At 69.6% G+C, this 23,309-nt stretch carries 27 protein-coding genes; 16 read left to right on the top strand and 11 right to left on the bottom strand.

All coding sequences use genetic code 11. The features are described from left to right. Position 1 precedes the first annotated feature (1 nt). Positions 2-1,477 carry an alpha/beta hydrolase gene (locus tag OHU35_RS14000; protein WP_405505441.1) on the bottom strand — a complete coding sequence of 492 codons (1,476 nt, stop codon included), beginning with the start codon at positions 1,475-1,477 and terminating at the stop codon, positions 2-4. A gap of 66 nt (positions 1,478-1,543) precedes the next feature. Beyond that, positions 1,544-1,984 carry a GNAT family N-acetyltransferase gene (locus tag OHU35_RS13995; protein WP_405509222.1) on the bottom strand — a complete coding sequence of 147 codons (441 nt, stop codon included), beginning with the start codon at positions 1,982-1,984 and terminating at the stop codon, positions 1,544-1,546. Between the two features lie 64 nt (positions 1,985-2,048). Here OHU35_RS13995 and OHU35_RS13990 point away from each other — a divergent pair, with 64 nt between their 5' ends. The 6 genes from OHU35_RS13990 to OHU35_RS13965 are packed head-to-tail and all read left to right on the top strand — an operon-like array spanning position 2,049 to position 7,977. Then, the gene (locus OHU35_RS13990; protein WP_405505440.1) at positions 2,049-2,804 is read left to right on the top strand and encodes an SCO2525 family SAM-dependent methyltransferase; all 756 of its coding nucleotides are present in this window, start codon (positions 2,049-2,051) and stop codon (positions 2,802-2,804) included. A gap of 33 nt (positions 2,805-2,837) precedes the next feature. Further along, positions 2,838-4,643, top strand: coding sequence for an SCO2524 family protein (locus OHU35_RS13985; protein ID WP_405505438.1), 1,806 nt, complete (start codon positions 2,838-2,840; stop codon positions 4,641-4,643). Then, positions 4,637-5,587, top strand: coding sequence for an SCO2523 family variant P-loop protein (locus OHU35_RS13980; RefSeq protein WP_405505436.1), 951 nt, complete (start codon positions 4,637-4,639; stop codon positions 5,585-5,587). Before OHU35_RS13985 ends, OHU35_RS13980 begins: the two co-directional genes overlap by 7 nt. Beyond that, on the top strand, positions 5,584-6,570 hold the full coding sequence (locus OHU35_RS13975) for an SCO2522 family protein (RefSeq protein WP_405505434.1): 987 nt from the start codon (positions 5,584-5,586) through the stop codon (positions 6,568-6,570). Before OHU35_RS13980 ends, OHU35_RS13975 begins: the two co-directional genes overlap by 4 nt. Next, the gene (locus tag OHU35_RS13970; protein WP_405505432.1) at positions 6,571-7,506 is read left to right on the top strand and encodes an SCO2521 family protein; all 936 of its coding nucleotides are present in this window, start codon (positions 6,571-6,573) and stop codon (positions 7,504-7,506) included. It begins immediately after the preceding gene. A gap of 27 nt (positions 7,507-7,533) precedes the next feature. Then, complete coding sequence (locus tag OHU35_RS13965) at positions 7,534-7,977, top strand: nuclear transport factor 2 family protein (RefSeq protein WP_405505430.1); 444 nt, start codon at positions 7,534-7,536, stop codon at positions 7,975-7,977. Here OHU35_RS13965 and OHU35_RS13960 read toward each other — a convergent pair. From OHU35_RS13960 to OHU35_RS13950, 3 genes are read right to left on the bottom strand one after another with little or no spacing between them, the layout of a single operon-like run. Beyond that, positions 7,972-8,406: a GNAT family N-acetyltransferase gene (locus OHU35_RS13960; protein ID WP_189724027.1), complete on the bottom strand. Its 435-nt coding sequence runs from the start codon at positions 8,404-8,406 to the stop codon at positions 7,972-7,974. The two genes, OHU35_RS13965 and OHU35_RS13960, sit on opposite strands and share 6 nt — an antisense overlap. Before the next feature lie 13 nt (positions 8,407-8,419). Next, the gene (locus tag OHU35_RS13955; protein ID WP_359896144.1) at positions 8,420-8,614 is read right to left on the bottom strand and encodes a DUF397 domain-containing protein; all 195 of its coding nucleotides are present in this window, start codon (positions 8,612-8,614) and stop codon (positions 8,420-8,422) included. Beyond that, a complete protein-coding gene (locus OHU35_RS13950) occupies positions 8,596-9,426 on the bottom strand; it encodes a helix-turn-helix transcriptional regulator (protein WP_189723396.1) in 831 nt (276 codons plus the stop codon). Before OHU35_RS13950 ends, OHU35_RS13955 begins: the two co-directional genes overlap by 19 nt. A 116-nt stretch (positions 9,427-9,542) precedes the next feature. Between OHU35_RS13950 and OHU35_RS13945 the strand changes: the two genes are divergently transcribed. The 6 genes from OHU35_RS13945 to OHU35_RS13920 all read left to right on the top strand — a co-directional run bounded on the left by OHU35_RS13945 (position 9,543) and on the right by OHU35_RS13920 (position 14,653). After that, positions 9,543-9,749: a hypothetical protein gene (locus tag OHU35_RS13945; protein ID WP_229845541.1), complete on the top strand. Its 207-nt coding sequence runs from the start codon at positions 9,543-9,545 to the stop codon at positions 9,747-9,749. Further along, positions 9,746-9,961: a hypothetical protein gene (locus OHU35_RS13940; protein WP_189723394.1), complete on the top strand. Its 216-nt coding sequence runs from the start codon at positions 9,746-9,748 to the stop codon at positions 9,959-9,961. The genes OHU35_RS13945 and OHU35_RS13940 overlap by 4 nt, the downstream gene beginning before the upstream one ends. 44 nt (positions 9,962-10,005) lie before the next feature. Beyond that, the gene (gene recO / locus OHU35_RS13935; RefSeq protein ID WP_189723392.1) at positions 10,006-10,752 is read left to right on the top strand and encodes a DNA repair protein RecO; all 747 of its coding nucleotides are present in this window, start codon (positions 10,006-10,008) and stop codon (positions 10,750-10,752) included. Positions 10,753-10,791: 39 nt separating this feature from the next. Then, positions 10,792-11,622, top strand: a complete 831-nt coding sequence (locus OHU35_RS13930; protein WP_189723391.1) for an isoprenyl transferase — start codon at positions 10,792-10,794, stop codon at positions 11,620-11,622. Between the two features lie 90 nt (positions 11,623-11,712). Next, entirely contained in the window at positions 11,713-13,113 is a 1,401-nt protein-coding gene (locus OHU35_RS13925) for an MFS transporter (RefSeq protein WP_405505426.1), read from the top strand. Between the two features lie 154 nt (positions 13,114-13,267). Beyond that, positions 13,268-14,653, top strand: a complete 1,386-nt coding sequence (locus OHU35_RS13920; RefSeq protein ID WP_405505425.1) for a histidine-type phosphatase — start codon at positions 13,268-13,270, stop codon at positions 14,651-14,653. 64 nt (positions 14,654-14,717) lie between these two features. Here OHU35_RS13920 and OHU35_RS13915 read toward each other — a convergent pair whose 3' ends face one another. The 4 genes from OHU35_RS13915 to OHU35_RS13900 are packed head-to-tail and all read right to left on the bottom strand — an operon-like array spanning position 14,718 to position 17,830. After that, complete coding sequence (locus OHU35_RS13915) at positions 14,718-15,134, bottom strand: Fur family transcriptional regulator (RefSeq protein WP_189723386.1); 417 nt, start codon at positions 15,132-15,134, stop codon at positions 14,718-14,720. Between the two features lie 58 nt (positions 15,135-15,192). Beyond that, positions 15,193-16,095, bottom strand: a complete 903-nt coding sequence (locus OHU35_RS13910) for a metal ABC transporter permease (RefSeq protein WP_189723384.1) — start codon at positions 16,093-16,095, stop codon at positions 15,193-15,195. Then, positions 16,095-16,862: a metal ABC transporter ATP-binding protein gene (locus tag OHU35_RS13905; RefSeq protein ID WP_189723382.1), complete on the bottom strand. Its 768-nt coding sequence runs from the start codon at positions 16,860-16,862 to the stop codon at positions 16,095-16,097. Before OHU35_RS13905 ends, OHU35_RS13910 begins: the two co-directional genes overlap by 1 nt. Positions 16,863-16,882: 20 nt before the next feature. Next, entirely contained in the window at positions 16,883-17,830 is a 948-nt protein-coding gene (locus OHU35_RS13900; protein WP_405505422.1) for a metal ABC transporter substrate-binding protein, read from the bottom strand. 194 nt (positions 17,831-18,024) lie between these two features. Between OHU35_RS13900 and OHU35_RS13895 the strand changes: the two genes are divergently transcribed. The 4 genes from OHU35_RS13895 to OHU35_RS13880 all read left to right on the top strand — a co-directional run bounded on the left by OHU35_RS13895 (position 18,025) and on the right by OHU35_RS13880 (position 21,918). Next, complete coding sequence (locus tag OHU35_RS13895) at positions 18,025-19,407, top strand: glycine--tRNA ligase (RefSeq protein ID WP_189723378.1); 1,383 nt, start codon at positions 18,025-18,027, stop codon at positions 19,405-19,407. A gap of 171 nt (positions 19,408-19,578) precedes the next feature. Beyond that, positions 19,579-20,196 carry a LysE family translocator gene (locus OHU35_RS13890; RefSeq protein ID WP_405505419.1) on the top strand — a complete coding sequence of 206 codons (618 nt, stop codon included), beginning with the start codon at positions 19,579-19,581 and terminating at the stop codon, positions 20,194-20,196. 104 nt (positions 20,197-20,300) lie between these two features. Further along, complete coding sequence (locus OHU35_RS13885) at positions 20,301-21,305, top strand: aldo/keto reductase (RefSeq protein WP_359896137.1); 1,005 nt, start codon at positions 20,301-20,303, stop codon at positions 21,303-21,305. A 25-nt stretch (positions 21,306-21,330) separates the two neighbouring features. Beyond that, on the top strand, positions 21,331-21,918 hold the full coding sequence (locus OHU35_RS13880) for a TetR family transcriptional regulator (RefSeq protein WP_359896136.1): 588 nt from the start codon (positions 21,331-21,333) through the stop codon (positions 21,916-21,918). A 25-nt stretch (positions 21,919-21,943) separates the two neighbouring features. On the opposite strand, the gene OHU35_RS13875 is transcribed toward OHU35_RS13880, so the two are convergent. Both OHU35_RS13875 and OHU35_RS13870 read right to left on the bottom strand, forming a co-directional pair. Then, positions 21,944-22,966: a YncE family protein gene (locus tag OHU35_RS13875; protein WP_405505417.1), complete on the bottom strand. Its 1,023-nt coding sequence runs from the start codon at positions 22,964-22,966 to the stop codon at positions 21,944-21,946. Positions 22,967-22,994: 28 nt separating this feature from the next. Beyond that, entirely contained in the window at positions 22,995-23,201 is a 207-nt protein-coding gene (locus OHU35_RS13870; protein ID WP_189723369.1) for a hypothetical protein, read from the bottom strand. Positions 23,202-23,309: the final 108 nt, after the last annotated feature.

The following is a 23,309-nucleotide window of genomic DNA, read 5'->3' as shown; positions in this document are numbered from 1 at the left end:
CCTAGGCGCAGTAGGTGTCCCGGTCCGGGCGCTCGCCCGTCGCCAGGAAGCGGGAGACGGTCCGGTCGCCGCAGGCGTTGCCGTTGGCGAGGTAGGCGCCGTGGCCCGTGGAGTTCACCGTCACCATGACGGCCCGGTCGCCGAAGGCACGCCGGAGCTCGCGGGCCCCGCTCAGCGGGGTGGCGACGTCCCGCACGTTCTGCACGAGCAGGATGTTGGACGGACCGTCGTCGGTGATCCGCACCGGCGGCTCCTTCGGCGTGAACGGCCAGGCGGCGCACGGCATGGCACCGCGCGGCATGCCCGCCGTCAGGGGGAACTCGGCCCGGCTCTCGTCGGTCCCCTTCTGGTAGTGGGCGACGGACCTGGGCCAGGCGACGTCGTTGCAGAGCGTGCCGACGCCGACGGCGGCGGCGTTCTGCATCATCGACTCGGACGGAGCATCGGGCACGGGTGGCACGGTGCCCTTGCGGGTGGCCAGGATCATCTGCGCCAGCGTGGGGTAGTCGTCGGGGTCGTACAGGCTGTTCAGCATGGTCTGGCGCAGGACGTTGCCGTCCAGCTCCGCCGGGTTGGCACCGGGCCAGGGGAGGGGCTCGCGGTCGAGCCGTTCGGCCAGCCGCAGGAAGAGGGGGCGTACGTCGGCAGCCTTACGGGCCACCCGATACGGATTCCCGGGCCGGGACGCCCACTTGGCGAACTCCGGGAAGTTGTCCTCCACACCGACCTCGAACGCGGCGAGCCAGGCGCGCCCCACCCGGGTGGGGTCGGGGTTGTCGTTGCTGTCCAGCACGATGCGGTCGGTGCGGTGCGGGAACAACTGGCTGTAGAGGGAGCCGACGTACGAGCCGTACGAGTCGCCCCACGCGGAGATCCGGCTCTCGCCCAGGGCGGCCCGGACGCGGTCGAGGTCGCGGGCCTCGTTGGCGCTGCTGATGTGCCGTATCAGCTCACCGCCGTTACGGGCACAGGCGCCGGCGATACGCCGGGCGGTGGTCATGGTCTCGGCGACGGAACCGTCCGGGGCGGGCCAGGGCAGCTTGGCAAGGGCGAGGTCCTTGCTCTCGAGCCCACATGCGGCGGTACTGGACGGCGCCATCCCGCGAGGCGCGAACCCGATCAGGTCATAGGCGTCCCGCACCTCCTGCGGCAGCTTCTGCCCCTTCCCGGAGGGGTCTTCGAGACTGACCCCACCAGGCCCGCCGGGGATGAGTAACAGCGCGCCCCGGCGAGCGGAGGGCTTCTCACTGGGCAGACGGGAGACGGCGATCTGGATCTTCCTGCCGTCGGGGTCGGAATAGTCCATGGGCACGTCGACGGCGGCGCATTGCTGACGGGGGTCGAGGCCGGTGCCCTCGCACTTGGTCCACGTGATCGACTCGGCATCAGCGGCGGACGCACCGCTGCCGGTCCCGGCCAGACCGAGAACGACACCGGCGGCGGCGATCAGTGTGGCGGGCTTCGTGATCTGCTTCATGTGCAGCAGCGTGGCCGACCCCGACAGATGGTCCCATCCGGATAACTGCCTTATGTTCCAGGGGGTTTACCCCAGGACCAGCTTCATGATGACCCGATCCTGCCCCGGCTCGAGGTAGTCACGCCTCACAGTCCCCTCGGACGAGAAACCAAGTGACTGATACAGCGTGATCGCGGCGGCGTTCGTCGGCTCCACCGTCGTGCGGGCCTCGTGCACTCTGCGTTCACGCAAGTGGCGCAGGACTTCGAGCAACAGCCGACGCCCCAGTCCTGCGCCCCGCCGTTCGGGTGCGACGCCGAGGCTCAGAATCCAGCCGATGCAGCCGTCTGAGACGGTGAGGAAGAGGGCATAGCCGTGCAGCCTTTGACCATCATCGAGGACCAGTATCGAGTCGCCGTGTACCTCCATGTGCGCGCGGAGGACGAAGTACGGGTACGGATCGTCCGGGAACACCTCCCTGTCCACGCGCAGGAGTTCGGGCAGATCGGGCTCGGTCACTCCTCTCATTGTCAGCGGACGGTCGGCAGTCATGAAAGGCCCCCAGTCTGCCTGCTGTTGGTACCGTGAGTGAATGACGCCGAGATCGTCGTGGAATGCCGATGTGTCCTGGGCGGAATTCGACCCCATCGCCTACGTTGATCACAACTACCGCGACATGCAGGCGGAGGACGCGGAGATTCTGTGCATCGTCCGGGATCATTTCGCTGATCATTTCCGGAGGTACCCAGCCACGCCCGTTTCCGGTATCGACGTGGGTGCCGGCGCGAACCTCTATCCCGCGCTCGCCATGCTGCCCTGGTGCGAAGAGATCACTCTCCTCGAGTACTCGTCCGCGAACGTGCGGTACCTGGAGAGTCAGGTCGCGGCCTACGACGCGAACTGGGACCAGTTCTGGGACGTCCTGCGCGAGCATGAGGCGTACCGCGCCCTGGGGATGGACCCGCGCGAGAGGTTCCGCAGGGCCGTAGAGGTGAAGGGGGGAAGCATCCTCGACCTGGCGCGGTACGAGGGGCGGTGGTCTGTCGGGACCATGTTCTTCGTCGCCGAGTCGATGACCACCTCGTGGCAGGAGTTCCGACTCGGCGTCGAGCGCTTCCTGCGGGCCCTGACCCCTGGCGCCCCCTTCGCCGCCGCCTTCATGGAACATTCCAAGGGCCTCTATGCAGGCGAGCGTTTCTTCCCCGCCTGTGACGTGGGGGAATCCGAGGTGCACGCGAGCCTCGAAAAGCTCGCGGATGACTTCAAGGTCGTGCGGCCGGCCTCATCGGCATGCGTGCGCGACGGATATGCGGGAATGCTCCTCGCTTGTGGTCGGCGTCGGCAGTGACCGTTGCCGAGTGACCTGTACGGGGGCGAGCAATTGCAGATCAAACCACGGCAGCAACTCCTGGACATCTGGCAGGCGATAGCCCGACACTCCTTCGACGAGGGAACGTGGGACTGGGGCGACCTGGGCGGAAGGAGCAGTGTCGCCGATGCGGAACGGCTGCTCTGTCTGCTGTATCCGGCCACGGAGATCCCCGCGTTCCGGCTGGATGATCCGGACACCACGGAGCGGGACTTCCTGCGTGCGATGGAGAGGGCCGGCGGTCGGCTGGACCTCCCGGCGAATCTCGTCAAGGTCGTCGGCGAGTTCATGCGGACGCACACGCGACCCAACGGCAGTGCTCCCACCTTCCCAGGCGGCTACTACTTCTGGCCTGCGGACAAGGCCACGGGCCTCACCGACGAGCAGAGCGAACTCGGCGTGGTCGACTCCTACTCCATGTCGATCACCCTCTGTCTGGCGACGCTCGGCTTCCTCAAGGTCTACGAGACCAGGACCCGGCGCCCCGACGTCCAGGCGACGATCGCCGAACTGCGCACCTCCACGAGCCCCCGCCTCACCGCCGCGATGGTGAGCCTGCTCCGCTCCTTCACCGTCAGCGTCTACGACACCGGCTCCTCCCAGGGCGAGGCCCTCACCGACCTCCTGGGGCAGGGCCGGGTGTCGCAGCGGCACGTGGTGCAGAGGTTCCAGCACCGCTTCAAGGCCCTGCGTGCCGTGATCACCGAGAGCCTCCTCCTCGGGCTCGACGTCCAGGACGGGCTCTTGGACGAGAGCCGGCTCTTCGAATGCGGCTGGGCCTGGGGCATCGTGAAGGACGCGCCCGAGGTCGAGACCGACGAACCCGTCGGCCCTCAGCCGTACGGTATCGCCGACCCGGTCCCGTACCTCTACTTCACCGTCATGGCACTCGAGGGCATCGAGGACCTGTTCTCCGACCGCACCCTCACCCTCGGGCTGCTCAACTTCGAACAGCAGAGGCTCGCCGAGGCACTCCGGCTGCGCTGGGAGATCACCCAGCAGTTCTGGTCCGGCATCGCCCGCTTCGACGCCGACCGCTGGCCCTTGGAGGACATTCCCTGGCGTACGACCGGGCAGCAGCAGGAATCCGAGTACTTCTCGCTCTCCGTCACCTCCCTCCTCGTCCACGACCTGATGCGGCGCCGCGCCAGCGACGACGACCTGACCCGTGTCGTCGGCGTTCTGGAGCGCCTCGCCGATCGCGCCCGCATCACCAGCCGCGTGACACACGACGACCCGATGGTGCGGCTGCACGACCCCGGCGTCACCCTGCCGCTGCCGGGCACCGAACGGATCGGGCCGCCCCTGCGGTGGATGATGACCGACTTCTCGGCGCAGCTGCTGAAGCGGACCGTGCAGCTGTGCGCGCTCTCCCGCGACGCCGGCGCGCACGACCGGCTGTGCGGACTCGCCGAGGACATCTTCGAGCACGTGTGGCGGCGCCGTGTCAGCGACGGTGAGGGGGTGGGCCTGTGGGACTCCTGGAGTTTCACCGAGCGCGTCGTCGAGTCGATGGTCCAGGCCCACCACATGTACCAGCAGCTGCCGCTCCACAGCCCCGAACTGACCCATCTGGCGAAGGCGCTGATCAGCGAGGCCGCCCACCTCTTCGGCAACGAGGAGCTGGAACCGTCGCCCACGGGTGACGGCAGCCACGGGAGGGAGCTCAGAGACATCGAGATCAAGTTGCGCCGCGCCCGTACCCTCGTGGACGAACAGCCGGGAACCGCCTACGCGTTGGCCCTCAACACCCTGGAACGGCTGGACGTTCTCGCCCGGGCCCGGGCAGCCGCCTCCCCGGGAGGCGGAACGTGCTGATCTTCGCGGCCTCCGACAAGGGCGGCGCGGGCCGCTCCGTCACCAGCGCCAACCTCGCCTACCACCGGGCACTCTCCGGAGACGAGGTCTGCTACCTGGACTTCGACTTCGGCTCGCCCACCGCGTCGGCCGTCTTCGACGTGCCCGAGGCCCGCCGGGCCGCCGAGGACCGCGGCCTGCACGCCTACCTGAAGGGCGAGGCCGCCGAACCCGCCCGTATCGACGTCTGGGCAGAGACCGAACACCAGGTGCTACGTCACCGGCCGCCCTGCTCCGGACGGCTCGTGCTGATGCCAGGTGACCTCAGCCGCGGCGACTTCGCCACCACCGAGAACGACCTGCGGCGGTGCGTCGACCTGCTGCTGAAGCTGCACCACGAGTTCGACCTGGTCATCGTCGACCTCCGGGCCGGCCGCAGCTACGCCCTCGACCTGGCCCTGGCAGCCACGGCACAGCCCGAGATGAGGGCCGTCCCGGCCCGCTGGCTGGTCTTCCACCGCTGGACCCGTCAGCATGTGGCCGGCGCCGCGCACCTGGTCTTCGGCAAGCATGGCCTCGTCCGAGGCGGCGTCGCCCGAGGCCACGACGAGGACACCCTGCGCGGTGCCATCCGTTTCGTACGGTCCGCCGTGCCCCATTCCGAGTCGCCACTGTGGGCGCAGGTGCGGCCCGCGCAGTCGGCGTGGATGCGGGCGTGCGATCACGGCCTCGAGCAGCTCGCCTCGGAACACGGCATGGGGCGCAGCCAGGTCCTCGGCTCCGTCCCTTTTGAGCACGTCCTGCAGTGGTGTGAGCAGCTCATCACCGAGGAAGACGTGCTCGACAGCCAGATCGCGGACATGACGACCTGGCAGGCCCTGGGCGACCTGGCCGGTCGGCTCACCGAGCGAAGCCTGGCATCGAGTGGTGCTTTTGAGGACGGTGCGAAGGGGGATCGGCCATGACCGAGTCCGTTTTTCGGGAGACCACCGCCGAACCCTGTCCCCAGGCCGTACCCCTCGCCCATCTCTCCCTGGAAGTGGGCCACCTCTACATGGAGGACTTCGAGGCCGGGCCCGGGCGGTTGCGGGAGCACTTCGCCGAGGTGCGGGTCTGGGCGGACGCCGCCCGTGCCGCTGTGGCCCGCCGCATTGGTGGCAGGCGTCCCCGCATCAGCACGTGCTTCCTCGTCGACGACTACTTCACGCGCTTCTCCACTCCGGCGGAACTCCTCCCCGTCGTCCTCGAAGAGGCGGAGAAGGCGGGCCTGGTCATCGACTATCTGGCACGTGAGTCCGGCTGCGCGGTCGACGGCAGGACCGAGCCTGCCGCGTCCGTTCTGCACCGCCTCGTCGAGTCGCCGCCGCCCGGCAGCTACGGCGCCCGCCCACCCGTCAGCGTGACCGGCTGGCTCGCCAACGGGCAGCGCACGCCGAGCACGGCCCGCGGCGCGCTGTCCGAGGCCCCCGGCTGGCAGCCGCCCCAGGAGACCGCCGCCCGCACCCACTCGGTCTTCATGGACGTCGAACTCTGGTCGGAGGAGAACGGGCGGCGCCTGTGGTCCTGCCCGTTCCTGGCAGCCGTCTGGCAACTGGCCCGCCTCGGCCTCCTACGGCACCTGGGCGAGCCCGTCCTCACCCCGCGCCCCTGGACCGGCGGCGGCTTCCCGGACGGCTGGGACCGCCTCCCGCCGCTGGTCCGCCTCAACGACTCCGCGGCCCCGTTCAGCGCCTACCGCACCTGCACGCTGCTGCCCAACCGCTTCCTGCCCGTCGAGGACGCCGTGCGGCTCATCCTCGACCAGACGGACGTCGATGCCGGGGCGCTGCGGCAGGTCGCCGAGCGGTCCGCGGGGGAAGGGGTGCCGGTGCCGGCGGCGATCGCGCAGCGGACGACGTACGTCTTCTACGGGGAGCCCACGGACTCCCGCACCTCCGAGGCGACTTGAGTGGCCGCCCTCGATCAGCCGACGCGGTCGGTCCTCGCCTGCGGTGAGGTGCGCACCTGTCTGCTGCCGACCCTCCGGGCGCTGGACGGCTCGGCCGCTGCCCGGATGCTGCGGCTGCGGGCCGACGAGCACGTCCGTGTCTCCGAGCGGCCGAACCTGTACGTCCGTTCACCGGATGTCCTCACCGGCGTGGACTGCGGGCTGCCGACCTCCAACGGTGCCAAGATCCGTGCCGTGGGGACGGTGGCCGCCCGCGCCGCACTCACCGAGGGGCGCGTCCTGCAGGCCACCGCCTACTTCAGCGCACCGGCCTCCGGCCCGGAAACGCGCCGGCCCTGGGGCCAGTACCTCGTACGTCCGGGTGTGCTCGAACCCTTCGGGAAGCTGCCCGAGGAAGCGACGGCGAAGGGCATTCTGCACGGCCCCGGACGTGACGAGCTGAACCTGGGGATGATCGCCGAAGGGCTGCTCGCCCAACTCCGCCGGGGTGCCCTGCTCGATCAGAGAGTGCCGTTCAAGGCCCGCCCCACACACCTGCGTTGGGTTGCGAGGTACGTCCCCGTGGGGGAGGGGGCGTCACTGGAACGCTTCACCCTGGCCGAGGAAGGGCTGCGGACCGTGGAGCTGCGACTGCCGGAGGACATCCCGGCCGCGGCGGCGGCAGGCCTGTGCGAGGACCTGGCGCTGCACGACTGGCTGCTCACGACCGTCCTGCACCTGCTGGACCGAGGCAACCGACTCGGAGCGGCGACGGCCTGCCACCTGCTGCATCTCTGGATGCCGCGCGCACGCGTGACCCCTTCGCTGACGCACCTCTGGAACCCACTGGAACAGGCCCCGGGCTTCACCCGCCAATGGCAGAACCTCGCCCAGCGCATACGGGATCAGCACCTGCAAGCCGCGCAGAACGACGATGTCCGTTTGCCGCCAGCCTGATCACCACGGACAGATCATGCTGGCGGCATGACGATGCCATCCACCACAGATTCGGTAGCAGTCCTCACCGGCATGTATGCGGCCGAGGCGGAGTACTTGGCGGCCGGAGGGCCCGACGAGGCTTCGTTCGACCTGCTCGCCCCCTTCTTCGCGCCGAGTGTCGAGCTGCATCAAGCAGCTGCTCTTCCCTACGGGGGCACTTGGCGTGGGCACGACGGCATGACGCGGTTCTTCCGCAGAATGGGAGAGGTGTGGGAGTCGTTCCAGATGGTGGAGCAGGAGTTTCTCGCTACGGGTGAGACCGCGGTCGTGCTCACACAGGTCCGGGCCCGGGCTCGTGCGACCGGCCGTGAACTCGGCTTCCCGATCCTGCAGACGGTCACGGTGGCGGACGGACAGATCACCGAGGTCCGGCCTTTCTACTGGGACACTCGGGAAATCGCCGACGCCTGCGCTGTGCCTCACCTATAGGGGCTCGGGCGGCGGACGCAGCATGAAGACGTCGATCGGGTCCTGCGTCTCGACCGCGAAGCCGTGGCGTTCGTAGAGGCGGCGGGCCGGGCTGCCCTGGAGGACGTTCAGACGTACGGGTTCGGCGGCTGCGTCGGTTCGGGCCAACAGGATGCGGAGTACCGCCGAACCCAGTCCCCGGCCCTGGAGGCCGGGATCGAGGTAGAAGTGCTCCAGCCAGGTGCCGTCCTCGGCCGGACGCAGCGTGACGCTGCCCGCGAAGGTGCCGTCGGCCTTGATGACCGAGGTGTGCCGCGGGGTGAACCCGTCGCGCAGCCGCTGCCTGACCCGGTGCTCGTCGTAGCGGCCCAACCGCTCCAGATCCGGACGCATCACCACCGCCCGCAGCTCCGCGATCAGCTCGACGTCCGCCGGTTCGGCGGGGCGCATGGTCCAGCGCACGTCAGCGGCGGTGGTGACGTATGAACGTGCCCCACGCGGCGGCCCCGACCAGGACCACAGGGCTGTCGGCCAGCTTGCTGTCCCGGACGGGAACGGTGCCGGGGATTCCGTCGGCGACCTCGACGCAGTTGCCGCCATCGCCGTTGCTGTAGCTGCTCTTTCGCCAGCGGGCGTTGCTCAGGTCGTAGGAGTGCATCGTCTGAAATCCTCAGCCGCCGATCGGACCAGGGCGAGGGACGCCTCCGGCGACAGCGCGGCACCCCTGAGCAGATCGTAGGCGCGCTGTGCACGCTTCACCATGGCCGGGTCGTCGATCAACGTTCCCGAAAACGACGTCTCTGTGTAGGCGACGGGCGGCGCTTCCTCGAACTGCATGAGCCGTAGCGAGCCGTTGTTGGCGGGGGCGCCTGCCGAGAACGGGAGCACCTGCAGCACCACCTTGCGTGCGCCCGCGAGGTCGGCCATGTGGTCCAGGGCCTGCGCCGCGACGTGAGAACCGCCGACCGGGATCCGGAGCACGGTTTCGTGCACGATCACCCAATACACAGGCCTTGTTGCGTCGTCGAGGATCTGGGCGCGTTCCACGCGGGCGGCGACTCTGTCCTCGATGAACTCGTCCGCGGCGAATGGATGCGTCGCCAGAGTGAGTGCCCTCACGTACGCAGGCGTCTGAAGAAGACCTGGCACGACGCTCGGCTCGAACTCGCTGATCGCCGTCGCCTGCCGCTCCAGCTCCAGAACCTCCGCGAAATAATCCGCATACCGCTTATCGTCAATCAGCTTCCTGCACAACCGCTCGAAAATACCGTCGGTTTGCAGCACCCCGTCGATCCGCTGCGCCACATCCAACTGCGGCTTGCGAATGGCCTGTTCGAACTGGCCGATGTATCCGCCGGAGACGAAAACCCGCGACCCCAGCTCCACCTGGGTGATCCCCGCGTCCTCCCTCCGTCGCTTGAGCTCCGTGCCGAAGAACTCCCACGCCGCCTGCCGAGAACCGTTGGCCATTACCGAACCCCTTTGTGCTGCCCCGCAGTTGTAGGGCACAGACCCCTCCCGAGTGTAGGCGCGGAGCGTCACCGTAGGGATGCGAAGAGTGAAACTGCAAAAGGAAGGGGAGCACGGTGGAGGCACGACACTCGGCGCACTGCGTCGAAGAAGCGGAGGACGCGGTGAAAGAATTGCGGGCAGAACTCGCCAAGGCGGGAATTACCCTGCCCTCACTGGGCCTGGACCCGGTGAGTCTTGCGCGGGAAGCACCCTGTCCGCTCGTGGAATTGGGCCGGTGTTCCGTGGAGACCGCCCGGCGGCTCGCGGCGGTGCTGCGATGAAGCCCCCGGTCGGCGCGTATGTCGTGGACACCCGCAGCGGACGCATCGGCATCGTCATGGGGCATGAGGGGCCTTACGTGCAGCTGCGGCCGTACGGGGGCGGGAAGGAATGGGACGTGGACCCCGGCGCCGTCCGGCATGCCACCCCGGCCGAGCGGCTGAGCGCGGCGACGGCGTACGCCAATGCCCGCAGCAGGGGTGAGGTCCCTTGACCCGGGCGACCCGGGCGACCCGGTGACCCTGCGAGAATGACGCCATGAGTCTGTTCCGCGACGACGGCATCGTGCTGCGCACCCAGAAGCTGGGTGAGGCGGACCGGATCATCACGCTGCTCACGCGCGGTCACGGGCGAGTACGGGCCGTGGCCCGGGGCGTGCGCCGGACGAAGTCGAAGTTCGGTGCGCGCCTCGAACCCTTCTCGCACGTCGACGTGCAGTTCTTCGCGAAGGGGAGCGAGCTCATCGGGCGGGGACTGCCGCTGTGTACGCAGAGTGAGACCATCGCGCCGTACGGCGGCGGGATCGTCAGCGACTACGCGCGGTACACCGCCGGGACCGTCATGCTGGAGACCGCCGAGCGGTTCACCGATCACGAGGGGGAGCCGGCCGTGCAGCAGTATCTGCTGCTCGTCGGCGGGCTGCGGACCCTCGCCCGGGGAGAGCACGCCCCGCATCTCGTGCTCGACGCCTTCCTGCTGCGCTCCCTCGCCGTCAACGGCTACGCCCCGAGCTTCACGGACTGCGCGAAGTGCGGGATGCCCGGGCCCAACCGGTTCTTCTCGGTCGCCTCGGGCGGTTCCGTCTGCGTGGACTGCAGGGTGCCCGGCAGCGTCGTACCCTCGCCCCAGGCCCTGGAACTCCTCGCCGCGCTGCTTACGGGAGACTGGGACACCGCGGACGCGTGCGAGGCGCGGTACGTCCGCGAGGGCAGCGGGCTGGTGTCCGCGTATCTGCACTGGCACATGGAGCGCGGGCTGCGCTCGCTGCGCTACGTCGAGAAGTAAGCAATACAGAAGCAAGCGAGCACGAGGAGCGAGAGACACATGGCCGTACGCGGGATCCTGGGACGGCAGCGCCGGGAGTACAGGACGCCGGAGCCGCACCCGTCCGGCGCACGGCCGCCGAAGCTCGGAGAGCTCGTACCGAAGCATGTGGCGATCGTCATGGACGGCAACGGACGCTGGGCCAAGGACCGGGGGCTGCCGCGCACCGAGGGCCACAAGGTCGGCGCCGAGCGGGTGCTGGACGTGCTCCAGGGCGCCATCGAGATGGGCGTCGGCGCGATCTCCCTGTACGCCTTCTCCACCGAGAACTGGAAGCGGTCGCCGGACGAGGTCCGCTTCCTGATGAACTTCAACCGGGACTTCATCCGCAAGACCCGCGACCAGCTCGACGAGCTGGGCATCCGGGTGCGCTGGGTGGGCCGGATGCCGAAGCTGTGGCGTTCCGTGGCCAAGGAGCTGCAGATCGCCCAGGAGCAGACCAAGGACAACGACCGGCTGACCCTGTACTTCTGCATGAACTACGGCGGCCGGGCCGAGATCGCCGACGCCGCGCAGGCGCTGGCCGAGGACGTGAAGAGCGGGAAGCTCGACCCCTCCAAGGTCAACGAGAAGACCTTCTCGAAGTACATGTACTACCCGGACATGCCGGACGTGGACCTGTTCCTGCGCCCGAGCGGTGAGCAGCGCACCTCCAACTACCTGATCTGGCAGAGCGCCTACGCCGAGATGGTCTTCCAGGACGTGCTGTGGCCGGACTTCGACCGGCGTGACCTGTGGCGGGCGTGCCTCGAGTTCGCCTCGCGCGACCGGCGGTTCGGCGGGGCCATCCCGAACGAGGAGCTGCTGGCCATGGAGGGCAGGCAGGAGTAGGCCCCACCGGCCCCCCTGGGTCCACCGGCCCCTCTGGGCCCGGCAGCCCCTCCGGTGGCAGCCGGGCCGTGCCGGCGGTGTGCTGGTGGCATGAGTTCGACGGCCGTCCGCGCATCTCAGGAGACGAGTAGGCGGGCCGGGGCCTTCGTCGCGGCCTCGCTCGCCCTGTTCTGCATCCAGCTGGACTTCTTCGCGCTCAATCTGGCCATCCCCGGCATCGCCGCCGAGCTGGACACCACGGTCTCAGCGGCCCAGTGGACGCTGTCCGCCTACATGCTCGCCATCGGCTGTCTCTTCATCGTCGGCGGGCGGCTGGGCGATCTGCTCGGCCGCCGTCCGATCCTGCTGATCGGCACCGGCCTGTTCGCCGCCGCCTCCGTCGGCTGTGCTCTCGCGCCCACCCTCGGCGTCCTCGTCGTGGCCCGTGTCGTCCAGGGCGCCGGCGCGGCGCTGATCTTTCCCGTGTCGGTCTCCGTCATCAGCAACGCCTTTCCCGAGGAGACCCGGGCCCGGGCGCTGGGCGCGATGTTCGGGATCGCCAACGTCGGCACCGCCCTCGGGCCGTTCGTGGGCGGTGGCTTCACCGACGGCCCCGGCTGGCGGTGGATCTTCTGGCTGCTGGCTCCGCTCAGCGCCCTCTCCCTGCTGATCGCCCTGCGGTACGTCCCCGATTCCCGGGACGAGAGCGCCCCCCGCCAGATCGATCTGCCGGGCTGTCTGGCCGTCGTGATCAGCCTGGCCGCCCTGACCCTCGCAGTGGAGCGGGGCAGCGCCTGGGGCTGGGACCACGCGCGCACACTCGCCCTGTTCGGCGTCGCGGTGGCGGCCGGTGCGCTCTTCGTCCTGCGGGAGCGGATCTGCCGTCATCCGCTGGTCGACTTCCGGCTCTTCCGCAACATCGGCTTCGACCTCGTCACCGTGATGGGGTCGGTGGCCAACACGGGCTACGCCGTCACCGTGTTCCTCGCCACCCTGCAGTTGCAGCAGGTGCGGGGCCTGTCCGCGATCCTGTCCGGCACGGTGTTCCTCGCCCCGGCCGTGATGGTGGCCTGCGCCGGGCCCATCGGCGCCTGGCTCTCCACCCGGATGCGTCCCACCAGCGTCATGGCCCTGGCCGGGACCATCGCCGGCACCGGCATGATCGGGCTGAGCTGGTCCTGGTCCTGGTGGGTCTACGTGCCCGTCTTCACCTGGTGCCTGCTCGGTCTCGGCCTGGGCTGGACCTTCGCCAGCGTGGCCACCCAGCAGGTCGTCTCGCCCGCCCGCGCCGGGGAGGCCTCGGGTGTCGTCCTCACGGCCCTCGTCACCCTGGGTGCCATCGGCCTGGCCGCCGTGGCCGCGGCGATCACCTCCCTCACCCCGGAGACCGGCCCGGAGCCCGCCTACGACCTTCTCCTGCGCATCGGCGGCGTCGTCATCCTCGCCTCCGCCGCCCTGTCGCTGCTCGTCCGCCGCGGGCTCACGGCCCGTGGCGTCGTACCGGCCGGGTAGGCGTCGGCGGCGTCCCTGTACATCCCGATCGCCGGAATTCTTGGGCAATGACAGGACATTCAGCCATCTCCCGGCTGTTGCCGGGCCACGGGGAGTTCACGTCCCGACTCGACGATGCGGCGGATCACCCCTGTCCGAACGAAACGGCACATCCATGAGACGTCTCACCCCCGCGCTGGCCCTCGGCCTCGCCACCCTCGTCGCCGTCCCCTGGGCCGCGCAGGCGACCGACCACCGCCCGGCCCGCGCCGCGGGCCACGACAGCCCCGGCGTCCGCGACAGCTTCGGCACCAAGGCCTCCTACGTCCCCCAGCAGAACGCCCGCACCTACCAGCGGCCGCCGGCCGGCTTCGTGCCCGTCTTCACCGAGAACGTCTCCCGGCACGGCTCCCGCGCCGCCACCGACAGCGAGGACGGCGACCTGATCCTCGCCCTGTGGGACAAGGCGCAGGGCGAGGGGCAGCTCACCCGTGAGGGGCGGGAGTTCGGGCCCAAGGTGCGGGCGCTGCTCGACGCCATGTCCAAGGTCGGGTACGGCAACCTCAGCGGCCGCGGCAAGCAGGAGATCGAGGGCACGGCCGTACGCATGGAACAGCGGCTGCCGGGGCTGTTCCGGCAGATCGCCAAGGACGGCGAGAAGATCGACGTCGTCAGCTCCGGGCAGGGGCGGGCCGTCGACAGCGGCAACCTGTTCGCGGCGACCCTCGGGAACACCGACCCGGCGCTGAAGCCGCTGATCGGCCCGGCCCGCGCCGACGAGAACCTGCTGTACTTCCACAAAGCGGCCGGGGGCGCCGCCTACCGCGACTACATCGACAACGACCAGCGCCTCGCGGACACGCTCAAGAGCCTCACCGACCAGCCCAGGACCCACCGGGCCGCCCGCAGCGTCCTGCGCGGGCTCTTCACCCCGGCGTTCGTCCAGCGGATCACCGACGGCGAGTTCGCCTCGATCGGCACCGAGGTCGATGCCGCGCAGGCCGTCTTCAACCTGTACGCCATCGCCCCGGCCATGAGCGGGGAGAGCCCCGGCGGCAAGGGCTGGGGCATGGAGCGGTACATCTCGCGCGGCGACGCCGCCTGGTTCGGATACCTCAGCGACGTCGAGGACTTCTACGAGAAGGGCCCCGGCTTCGCCGACAGCGACATCACGTACAAGATGGCGGACGTCCTCCTCGACGACTTCTTCAAGCAGGTCGAGGCCAAGCGCGCCGGCACCAGCGACCTGGGCGCCGAACTCCGCTTCACCCACGCCGAGGAGATCATCCCGCTCGCCGCACTGATGAAGCTGCCGGGCAACACGGCGGGCGTGACGGCCGCCAAGCCCTACACCTACGCCGACAACACCTGGCGAGGCGCCTCGGTCGCCCCCATGGCCTCGAACATCCAGTGGGACGTCTTCCGCAAGGGCAACACCTATCTGGTGCGCATGCTCTACAACGAGAAGGAAACGGCCTTCAAGACCGGCTGCCACCCCATCACCAAGGGCAGCGGCTTCTACAAGCTTGACGAACTGGAGCGCTGCTTCGATCGGAGCTGAAGGTCACTGACCCAGGGGCGCGGGGAACTGCGCGAACGACCACAACGCACCCGCAGCCGACAACTCACCGGTCAGCAGCCGCACACTCCGCACAGGTCCCAAAAATCTCCACCGTATGAGCCACGTTCACGTAGCCATGCTCGGCGGCGACGGCTTCCGCCCACTTCTCCACGGCCGGCCCCTCGACCTCGACGGCCTTGCCACACCCGCGGCACACAAGGTGGTGGTGATGGTCATCCGTGGAGCAACGGCGGTAGACGGACTCGCCGTCGGCGGTGCGCAGGACGTCGACCTCACCGGCGTCGGCGAGGGACTGCAGCGTGCGGTAGACCGTGGTGAGCCCGACCGAGTCGCCCTTGTGCTTGAGCATGTCGTGCAGGTCCTGCGCACTGCGGAACTCGTCGACCTCTTCCAGGGCCGCCGACACGGCGGCCCGCTGCCGGGTGGCGCGGCCCTTCACGGACGGTCCAGCGGTCGTCACCGTTGCCTCCTCACGTCTGCCTTGCCCGGGCCATTGTGCCAGCCCGGGGTGGGGGCGGTCAGACGCCGACTTCGTCGGCTGCCTCCCGGGTACCCGGAATCGCGCACTCGGCGGGGTCGTGGCCGGATTGCGCGGAAGCGCGGGCGCGGGCGCGGCGGCGGGCCAGCGGAGCCGCGAGTGCCGTCAGCACGATGAACGCGCCGATGGTCAGCAATACGATCGTCGCACCGGGCGGGACGTCCTGGTAGTACGAGGTGACCGTGCCGCCGATCGTCACGCTCACACCGATGGCGACGGCGATCGCGAACGTGGCCGCGAAACTGCGGCTGATCTGCTGGGCCGCCGCGACGGGCACCACCATCAGCGCGCTGACCAGCAGCAGGCCGACCACGCGCATCGCCACCGTCACCGTGACGGCCGCGGTGATGGCCGTCAGCAGGTTCAGGGCGCGCACCGGCAGGCCCGTCACCCGGGCGAACTCCTCGTCCTGGCTGACCGCGAACAGCTGCCGGCGCAGGCCGAGCGTGACCAGGACGACGAAGGCGGCCAGCACGCAGATCGCCGTGACGTCCGACTCGGACACCGTCGACAGGGAGCCGAACAGGTACGACGTCAGGTTGGCGTTGGAGCCCGTCGGCGCGAGGTTGATGAACATCACACCGCCGGCCATGCCGCCGTAGAACAGCATCGCGAGGGCGATGTCGCCGCGGGTCTTGCCGTACCAGCGGATCAGCTCCATGAGGACCGCGCCGAGGACGGAGACGAGGGTCGCCATCCACACCGGGGACCAGGTCAGCAGGAAGCCGAGGCCGACGCCGGTCATCGCCACGTGGCCGATGCCGTCGCCCATCAGGGCCTGGCGGCGCTGGACCAGGTAGATCCCCACCGCGGGGGCCGTGACGCCGACCAGGACGGCGGCGAGCAGGGCCCGCTGCATGAAGGCGTAGTCGAGGAATTCCATCAGCTCAGCAGTCCCGTACGGATCGGTTCGGCGCCCTCCGGCGCGTGCGGGTGTACGTGGTCGTGGCCGGGGAGGGCGTGCTGCCCGACCGCCTTCGGGGGCGGTCCGTCGTGCACGACGCAGCCGTCGCGCAGGACGACCGCCCGGTCGATGAGGGGCTCCAGGGGGCCCAGTTCGTGCAGTACGAGCAGCACGGTGGTGCCCTGGGCGACCTGCTCGCGCAGCGTGTGCGCGAGCACCTCCTGGCTGGCCAGGTCGACGCCCGCCATCGGCTCGTCCATGATCAGCAGCTCGGGCTCGGAGGCGAGCGCGCGGGCGATCAGGACCCGCTGGTGCTGGCCGCCCGAGAGGGCGTCGACGGAGTCCTTGGCCCGGTCCGCCATGCCGACGAGGTCCAGGGCCTGCCGTACGGCCTTGTGGTCGGCCTTGCGCAGCACGCCGAAGCGGGCCCGGGACAGGCGGCCGGAGGAGACCACCTCGGTCACCGTGGCGGGCACGCCGCCCGCGGCCGTGGTGCGCTGCGGGACGTAGCCCACGCGCCGCCAGTCGCGGAACCGCGCGCGGTCCGTGCCGAACAGCTCGATCTCGCCGGCGCCGGTCTGCACCTGGCCGATGATGCTGCGCACGGCCGTGGACTTGCCGGAGCCGTTCGCGCCGAGCAGCGCGACGACCTCACCGCGGTGCACGGTGAGGTCGATGCCGCGCAGGACGGGGCGCGAGCCCAGGTCCGCGCGGACGCCGCGCAGGGATACGACGGGCTCGGTCATGCCGTCCTCCGTTGGGTCGATCACTTGGTTCCCAGGGCCGACTGCAGGGCCTTGAGGTTGGCTTCCATGACCTGGAAGTAGTCGTCGCCGCGGGACTTGCCGGTGATGCCCTCGAGGGGGTCGAGGACGTCCGTCTTGAGGTTCGCGTCCCGGGCCAGGGTCTTCGCGGTCCGGTCGGAGACCAGCGTCTCGTAGAAGACGGTGGTGACGCCGTCGGCCTTGGCCTCCTGCTGGAGCTCCTTGACCCGGGCGGCGCTGGGCTCGCTCTCGGGGTCGACGCCGGAGATGGCCTCCTGGGTGAGGCCGTAGCGCTCGGCGAGGTAGCCGAAGGCGGCGTGGTTGGTGAAGAAGACCTTGGACTTGCTGTCCTTCAGGCCGTTCTCGAAGTCGCTGTTCAGGCCGCCCAGCTTCTTGACCAGGGCCGCGGTGTTCTTCTTGTAGTCGGCCGCGTGGTCCGGGTCGGCCTTCTCGAAGGCCTTGCCGACGCCCTGGGCGATCTCGGCGTACTTCACGGGATCCAGCCAGACGTGCGGGTCGCGGCCGTGCTCCTCCTCCTCGGAGTGGCCCTCCTCACCTTCGTGGCTGTGCCCGGCGCCGCCGTGGTCCTCGAGGTGGGTCAGCGAGGCCGCGTCGATCTTCGTCTCGATGCCGGTCTGCGAGACGGCCTCGTCGACGGCGGGCTGGAGGCCCTTGAGGAAGAGCGCCGCGTCGGCCTCCTCGAGCTGGGCCCGCTGCTGGGTGCTGATCTCCAGGTCGTGCGGCTCCTGGCCGGGTTCGGTCAGACTGGTGACGTTCGCGTGGTCGCGGCCTATCTGCTCGGCGAGGAACGCCATGGGGTAGAACGACGCGACGACGTCGAACTTCTCCGTGTTGCCCGTCGCCGCGCTGTCGCTGGAGCAGGCGGTCAGGGCGCCGAGGCCGAGAGAGGCGGCCGCGGCGGCGGGTATGAGGCGTCGTCGTACGTTCATGACACTCATTTTCAACAAATATGGAAACCGTTGTCAACAAACGTCCTGAACTGGGCCCGGAAACAGGGTCCGCAGCCCTCTGGCGGTCGCTGAGGGGGGAGCGATTTGATTGAGGGGGCGTCCCCGCCGGTAACCTGAATCATTCGCTGGAAGCAACTCGCTTCGTCGCCCGTCGTCGTAATGAAGAGAGCACCGTGGCCGCCGACAAGATCGACACCATCGTCAGCCTGAGCAAGCGCCGTGGCTTCGTATTCCCCTGTAGTGAGATCTACGGCGGTCAGCGCGCCGCCTGGGACTACGGCCCGCTGGGTGTCGAGCTCAAGGAGAACCTCAAGCGCCAGTGGTGGCGCTACATGGTGACGTCGCGCGAGGACGTGGTCGGTATCGACTCGTCCGTCATCCTGGCCCCCGAGGTCTGGGTCGCCTCCGGCCACGTCGCCACGTTCACCGACCCCCTCACCGAGTGCACCTCCTGCCACAAGCGGTTCCGCGCGGACCACCTGGAGGAGGCCTACGAGGAGAAGAAGGGCCGCGCCCCGGAGAACGGGCTCGCGGACCTCAACTGCCCCAACTGCGGAAACAAGGGCACCTTCACCGAGCCCAAGCAGTTCTCGGGCCTGCTGTCGACCCACCTCGGCCCGACCCAGGACTCCGGCTCCGTCGCCTACCTGCGTCCCGAGACCGCGCAGGGCATCTTCACCAACTTCTCCCAGGTGCAGACCACTTCGCGCCGCAAGCCGCCGTTCGGCATCGCCCAGATGGGCAAGTCCTTCCGCAACGAGATCACGCCCGGCAACTTCATCTTCCGCACCCGCGAGTTCGAGCAGATGGAGATGGAGTTCTTCGTCAAGCCGGGCGAGGACGAGAAGTGGCAGGAGTACTGGATGGAGCAGCGCTGGAACTGGTACACCGGCCTCGGCATGAGCGAAGAGAACATGCGGTGGTACGAGCACCCGAAGGAGAAGCTCTCCCACTACTCCAAGCGCACCGCCGACATCGAGTACCGCTTCCAGTTCGGCGGCAGTGAGTGGGGCGAGCTGGAGGGTGTGGCCAACCGCACCGACTACGACCTCGGTGCCCACTCCAAGGCCTCCGGCCAGGACCTCACCTACTTCGACCAGGAAGCCGGCGAGCGCTGGACGCCGTACGTCATCGAGCCGGCGGCCGGTGTCGGCCGGGCGATGCTGGCCTTCCTGCTCGACGCCTACCTCGAGGACGAGGCGCCCAACGCCAAGGGCAAGATGGAGAAGCGCACCGTGCTGCGCCTGGACCACCGCCTCGCGCCGGTGAAGGTCGCGGTGCTCCCGCTGTCCCGGAACCCGGAGCTGTCCCCGAAGGCCAAGGGTCTCGCCCAGGCGCTGCGCCAGAACTGGAACATCGACTTCGACGACGCCGGCGCCATCGGCCGTCGCTACCGTCGCCAGGACGAGATCGGTACGCCGTTCTGTGTGACCGTCGACTTCGACACGCTCGAGGACAACGCGGTCACCGTCCGCGAGCGTGACTCGATGAAGCAGGAGCGGGTCTCCCTCGACCAGATCGAGGGGTACCTGGCGGCCCGCCTGATCGGCTGCTGACCGCTTCTCGCCCGCACGTCGGTGCCGGGTTCCTCTTCGGAGGGGCCCGGCACCGACGCGTTCACGGGGGTGGAGTGAGGGGGAGCGGTTCTCCGGCGCCGGGGAGTGGTCCTCCAGTGCCGCGGTCGATTGGACCTGTATCCCGGGGTGGCGCCGCGCCAGGGTGAGCGCATGACCCTCGCGTTTGTGCTGACCACCCTCGTCGTCGTCGCCACGCCCGGCACCGGCGTCGTCTACACCCTCGCCGCCGCGCTCTCCCGTGGCCGCCGCGCGAGTGTCGTCGCGGCCGTCGGCTGCACGCTCGGGATCGTGCCGCATCTGCTGGCCACGGTCACCGGTGTCGCCGCCCTGCTGCACACCAGCGCGACCGCCTTCGAGGTGCTGAAGTACGCCGGGGTCGCCTATCTGCTCTACATGGCGTGGGCGACCGTGCGGGACAAGGAGGCGCTCGTGGTGGAGGAGCGGACGGCGCCGGAACCGGTGTCGGCGCGGCGGGTGATCGTGCGGGGTGTGCTGATCAACATCCTCAACCCGAAGCTGACGATCTTCTTCTTCGCTTTCCTGCCGCAGTTCGTGAGCCCGGGGGAGCCGCACGCGGTGGTGCGGATGGTGGGGCTGGGCGGGGTGTTCATGCTGGCGACCTTCGTGGTGTTCGCCGTGTACGGGGTGCTGGCCGCGTCGGTGCGCAGTCATGTCATCGGGCGGCCGCGGGTGATGGCGTGGCTGCGGCGGGGGTTCGCGGGGTCGTTCGTGGCGCTGGGGGCGAAGCTGGCGTTCACGGCGCGGTAGCCGGCGGTTCATGGACCTGAGGGAGCCGGGAGAGCTCCGGGAGGATGACAAGTATGGGCTGACAGATATTGAAATCTGTCAGCTGTCATGGCATGGTGGTTGGCATGACGATGCGAACCCGCCCTCTCGGAACCACCGGCCCCCAGGTCTCCGCCCTCGGTCTCGGCTGCATGGGCATGTCCGCCCTGTACGGCGAGGCGGACCGGGCCGAGTCCATCGCGACCCTCCATGCGGCGCTCGAAGCGGGCGTCACCCTGCTGGACACCGGCGACTTCTACGGCATGGGCCACAACGAACTGCTGATCGGCGAGGCCCTCCGCACGGCCCCCGCCGCCCGGCGTGAACAGGCGCTGGTCAGCGTGAAGTTCGGCGCCCTGCGCGACCCGGACGGCGGCTGGTCCGGCTACGACGGCCGGCCCGCCGCCGTGAAGAACTTCGCCGCGTACTCCCTCCAGCGGCTCGGCGTCGACCACATCGACGTCTACCGCATCGCCCGCCTCGACCCGGACGTGCCGATCGAGGAGACGGTCGGCGCGATCGCGGAACTCGTCGAGAAGGGACATGTGCGGCACATCGGCCTGAGCGAGGTCGGCGCCGAGACCATCCGCCGGGCCGCCGCCACCGCGCCGATCTCCGACCTCCAGATCGAGTACTCCCTCATATCGCGCGGCATCGAGGACGAGATCCTGCCGACCACGCGTGAGCTGGGCATCGGGATCACGGCGTACGGGGTGCTCTCCCGGGGTCTGATATCGGGCCACTTCACCGCGGACCGGCAGCTCGGCGCGGGCGACTTCCGGGCGATGTCGCCGCGCTTCCAGGGCGAGAACCTCCGGCACAACCTGGACCTCGTCGAGGCGCTGCGGAAGATCGCCGAGCAGAAGGGCGCCAGCGTCGCGCAGACGGCCATCGCCTGGGTGCTCTCCCGCGGTGAGGACATCGTGCCGCTGATCGGCGCCCGCAGCCGCGACCGGCTCACGGAGGCGCTGGGCGCGCTGGACGTGACGCTGGACGCGGCCGACCTGACCGCCATCGAGGAGGCAGTACCGGCCGGTGCCGCCGCGGGTGATCGCTACCCGGCGGCCCAGATGGCGCACCTCGAGAGCTGACCCGGGCTCCGGGTACGGTCTGGGCATGGCACCGACCAGCGAGATCCTGACCGCCGAGCGCATCCTCGAAGCCACCGAGGAGGTGCTGCGGCGCCACGGCCCGGCCAAGGCCACCGTCGTGGACGTCGCCCGGGCGCTCGGTGTCAGCCACGGCAGCGTCTACCGCCACTTCCGGACCAAGGCGGCGCTGCGCGAGGCGGTCACCAAGCGCTGGCTGGACCGCACGTCCGGGGAGCTGTCCGGCATCGTCGCCGACGGCAGTGCCCCGGAGGCCCGGCTGCGGGACTGGCTCGCCGCGCTGTTCGCCGCGAAGCGCCGCAAGGCCGGCGACGATCCGGAGCTGTTCGCCACGTACATGGTCCTGACCGACGAGGCCGGTACGGCTGTGGGGGAGCACATCACCGACCTCACCACTCAGCTGGCCCGCATCATCGAGGCCGGCGTGGAGACCGGCAGCTTCACCACCACCGACCCGGAGGCCTCGGCCCGCGCGGTCTTCCAGGCGACGGGGCGATTCCACGACCCCTGCTATGCGCGGGAGTGGGAGCAGCCCGGTGTGGAGGGGGAGTTCGAGGCGGTGGTGGAGCTGGTGGTGCGGGGGCTGCACGCGTAGGAAGGTGCGCGGGCCGCGCCGCGTTTCAGGAGGCGGGCAGCAGCACCGAGGAGTCCGGTTCCAGCCCGGTGGCGAAGCCGCCGACGACGGTGAGCCGGTCCAGGTCGACGACGGCGATGCGGTTGGTGCCCAGTTGGGACACGTACGCCAGGGTCCCGCCGGGGTGCAGGGACACGGCGGACGGCGTGCCGTCGAGTTGGAGGGAACGGAGCGGCCGCAGGTCGGTGCTGTACACCGTGAGGGTGTTGGCGGCGATGTCCGTCGCCAGGAGCCGTTCGTCGTCGAGGGTGTAGACCCGCAGCGGGTCTCCGCCGATTTTCCGGCTCCGCCGTGTCTTCAGCGTGCGCGCGTCCAAGGCGACCAGAGAGGAGCTCTTCCGGGCCCCGACGAACAGCGTCTTCTCGTCCCGGCTCAGACAGCTGCTCTCGGGCAGCTGGCCGGGAGTCGCGAGGAGCGGTGGGACGGAGGCGTCGTGCGGGCGCACGAGACTCACCGTGTGGGACAACAGCCCGGTGACATAGGCGCGTTCGCCGTCACGGCTGAGGGTGAACAGATGGGTCTTCACCCCGTGCGTGGGCACCGCTCTGGTCGGTGCCTGGTCGGTGGACGGGGTGTCGAAGCCGAGCAGGATCGCCTTCTCCTCGCTCAGGGCGTACAGCCGGTCGTGGCGGTCGATGCCCATGCCGTGGATCCGGTTGAACGGACGGGTGTCGATGGTCCGGGCCAGGGACCGCTCGACGAGGTCGATGACGAAGACCGCGGCGCCGCCCTCGCCGACCGTGGAGGACATGCGCACCCCGTAGTGCCCGACGTAGGCGAATCGCCGGTGCGAGTCGACGACCATCTCGTGCGGGTAGTCGGGCAGCCCGACCGTCTTCAGACGCCGGCCCGACGCGGCGTCGTAGAAACCGACCGCGTGGCCGCTCTTCTCCACGACCACCAGGACGTCATCGGCCTCCGCCGCCCGGGCAGCACCCACGGCGGACGGGCTCAGCCCGCTCGCTAACGTCCCGGCGCCCGCGGCCTTGATCACCGAACGACGCGTCACCACAGTTCTCACCTCGACCTCTCGACGATCACGCCGCTGTCGGGTCCACCGTCGCCTGGTGGGCCTCCGCCAGATGTTCCTCCGCCTTCAGCCAGGGCAGGAACTGCGCGCCTCTGCGCCAGCCGCAGGTGTCGCATCTGATCGTGCGCTGCATGCCCGTGCGCCGTACCCGCACGACGTGTTCGCGGCCGTGCTGGTCCCAGCGGCTGACCTTGCTCGTGTCGATCTGCGCCATGACGCCTCCCGCGTCCAGGAATCCGGCGGATCCGGTCCGCTCGCAGCAAGGAGTGTGCAGCAAGACCAACATCAACAGGGTTTCCCCGGATGCGAGTTATCAGGCCGT

The organism is Streptomyces purpurascens (assembly GCF_045040895.1).
GTDB classification, from domain to species: Bacteria; Actinomycetota; Actinomycetes; order Streptomycetales; family Streptomycetaceae; genus Streptomyces; species Streptomyces purpurascens.
This window is presented reverse-complemented; position numbering and strand designations above follow the sequence as displayed.

What these genes read in the sequence shown, in the direction of transcription:
- OHU35_RS14000 (WP_405505441.1), bottom strand. Translation starts at nt 1,477, where the DNA reads ATGAAGCAGATCACGAAGCCCGCCACACTGATCGCCGCCGCCGGTGTC.
- OHU35_RS13995 (WP_405509222.1), bottom strand. Translation starts at nt 1,984, where the DNA reads ATGAGAGGAGTGACCGAGCCCGATCTGCCCGAACTCCTGCGCGTGGAC.
- OHU35_RS13990 (WP_405505440.1), top strand. Translation starts at nt 2,049, where the DNA reads ATGACGCCGAGATCGTCGTGGAATGCCGATGTGTCCTGGGCGGAATTC.
- OHU35_RS13975 (WP_405505434.1), top strand. Translation starts at nt 5,584, where the DNA reads ATGACCGAGTCCGTTTTTCGGGAGACCACCGCCGAACCCTGTCCCCAG.
- OHU35_RS13965 (WP_405505430.1), top strand. Translation starts at nt 7,534, where the DNA reads ATGACGATGCCATCCACCACAGATTCGGTAGCAGTCCTCACCGGCATG.
- OHU35_RS13960 (WP_189724027.1), bottom strand. Translation starts at nt 8,406, where the DNA reads ATGCGCCCCGCCGAACCGGCGGACGTCGAGCTGATCGCGGAGCTGCGG.
- OHU35_RS13955 (WP_359896144.1), bottom strand. Translation starts at nt 8,614, where the DNA reads ATGCACTCCTACGACCTGAGCAACGCCCGCTGGCGAAAGAGCAGCTAC.
- OHU35_RS13950 (WP_189723396.1), bottom strand. Translation starts at nt 9,426, where the DNA reads ATGGCCAACGGTTCTCGGCAGGCGGCGTGGGAGTTCTTCGGCACGGAG.
- OHU35_RS13940 (WP_189723394.1), top strand. Translation starts at nt 9,746, where the DNA reads ATGAAGCCCCCGGTCGGCGCGTATGTCGTGGACACCCGCAGCGGACGC.
- recO (WP_189723392.1), top strand. Translation starts at nt 10,006, where the DNA reads ATGAGTCTGTTCCGCGACGACGGCATCGTGCTGCGCACCCAGAAGCTG.
- OHU35_RS13930 (WP_189723391.1), top strand. Translation starts at nt 10,792, where the DNA reads ATGGCCGTACGCGGGATCCTGGGACGGCAGCGCCGGGAGTACAGGACG.
- OHU35_RS13925 (WP_405505426.1), top strand. Translation starts at nt 11,713, where the DNA reads ATGAGTTCGACGGCCGTCCGCGCATCTCAGGAGACGAGTAGGCGGGCC.
- OHU35_RS13920 (WP_405505425.1), top strand. Translation starts at nt 13,268, where the DNA reads ATGAGACGTCTCACCCCCGCGCTGGCCCTCGGCCTCGCCACCCTCGTC.
- OHU35_RS13910 (WP_189723384.1), bottom strand. Translation starts at nt 16,095, where the DNA reads ATGGAATTCCTCGACTACGCCTTCATGCAGCGGGCCCTGCTCGCCGCC.
- OHU35_RS13905 (WP_189723382.1), bottom strand. Translation starts at nt 16,862, where the DNA reads ATGACCGAGCCCGTCGTATCCCTGCGCGGCGTCCGCGCGGACCTGGGC.
- OHU35_RS13900 (WP_405505422.1), bottom strand. Translation starts at nt 17,830, where the DNA reads ATGAACGTACGACGACGCCTCATACCCGCCGCCGCGGCCGCCTCTCTC.
- OHU35_RS13890 (WP_405505419.1), top strand. Translation starts at nt 19,579, where the DNA reads ATGACCCTCGCGTTTGTGCTGACCACCCTCGTCGTCGTCGCCACGCCC.
- OHU35_RS13885 (WP_359896137.1), top strand. Translation starts at nt 20,301, where the DNA reads ATGACGATGCGAACCCGCCCTCTCGGAACCACCGGCCCCCAGGTCTCC.
- OHU35_RS13880 (WP_359896136.1), top strand. Translation starts at nt 21,331, where the DNA reads ATGGCACCGACCAGCGAGATCCTGACCGCCGAGCGCATCCTCGAAGCC.
- OHU35_RS13870 (WP_189723369.1), bottom strand. Translation starts at nt 23,201, where the DNA reads ATGGCGCAGATCGACACGAGCAAGGTCAGCCGCTGGGACCAGCACGGC.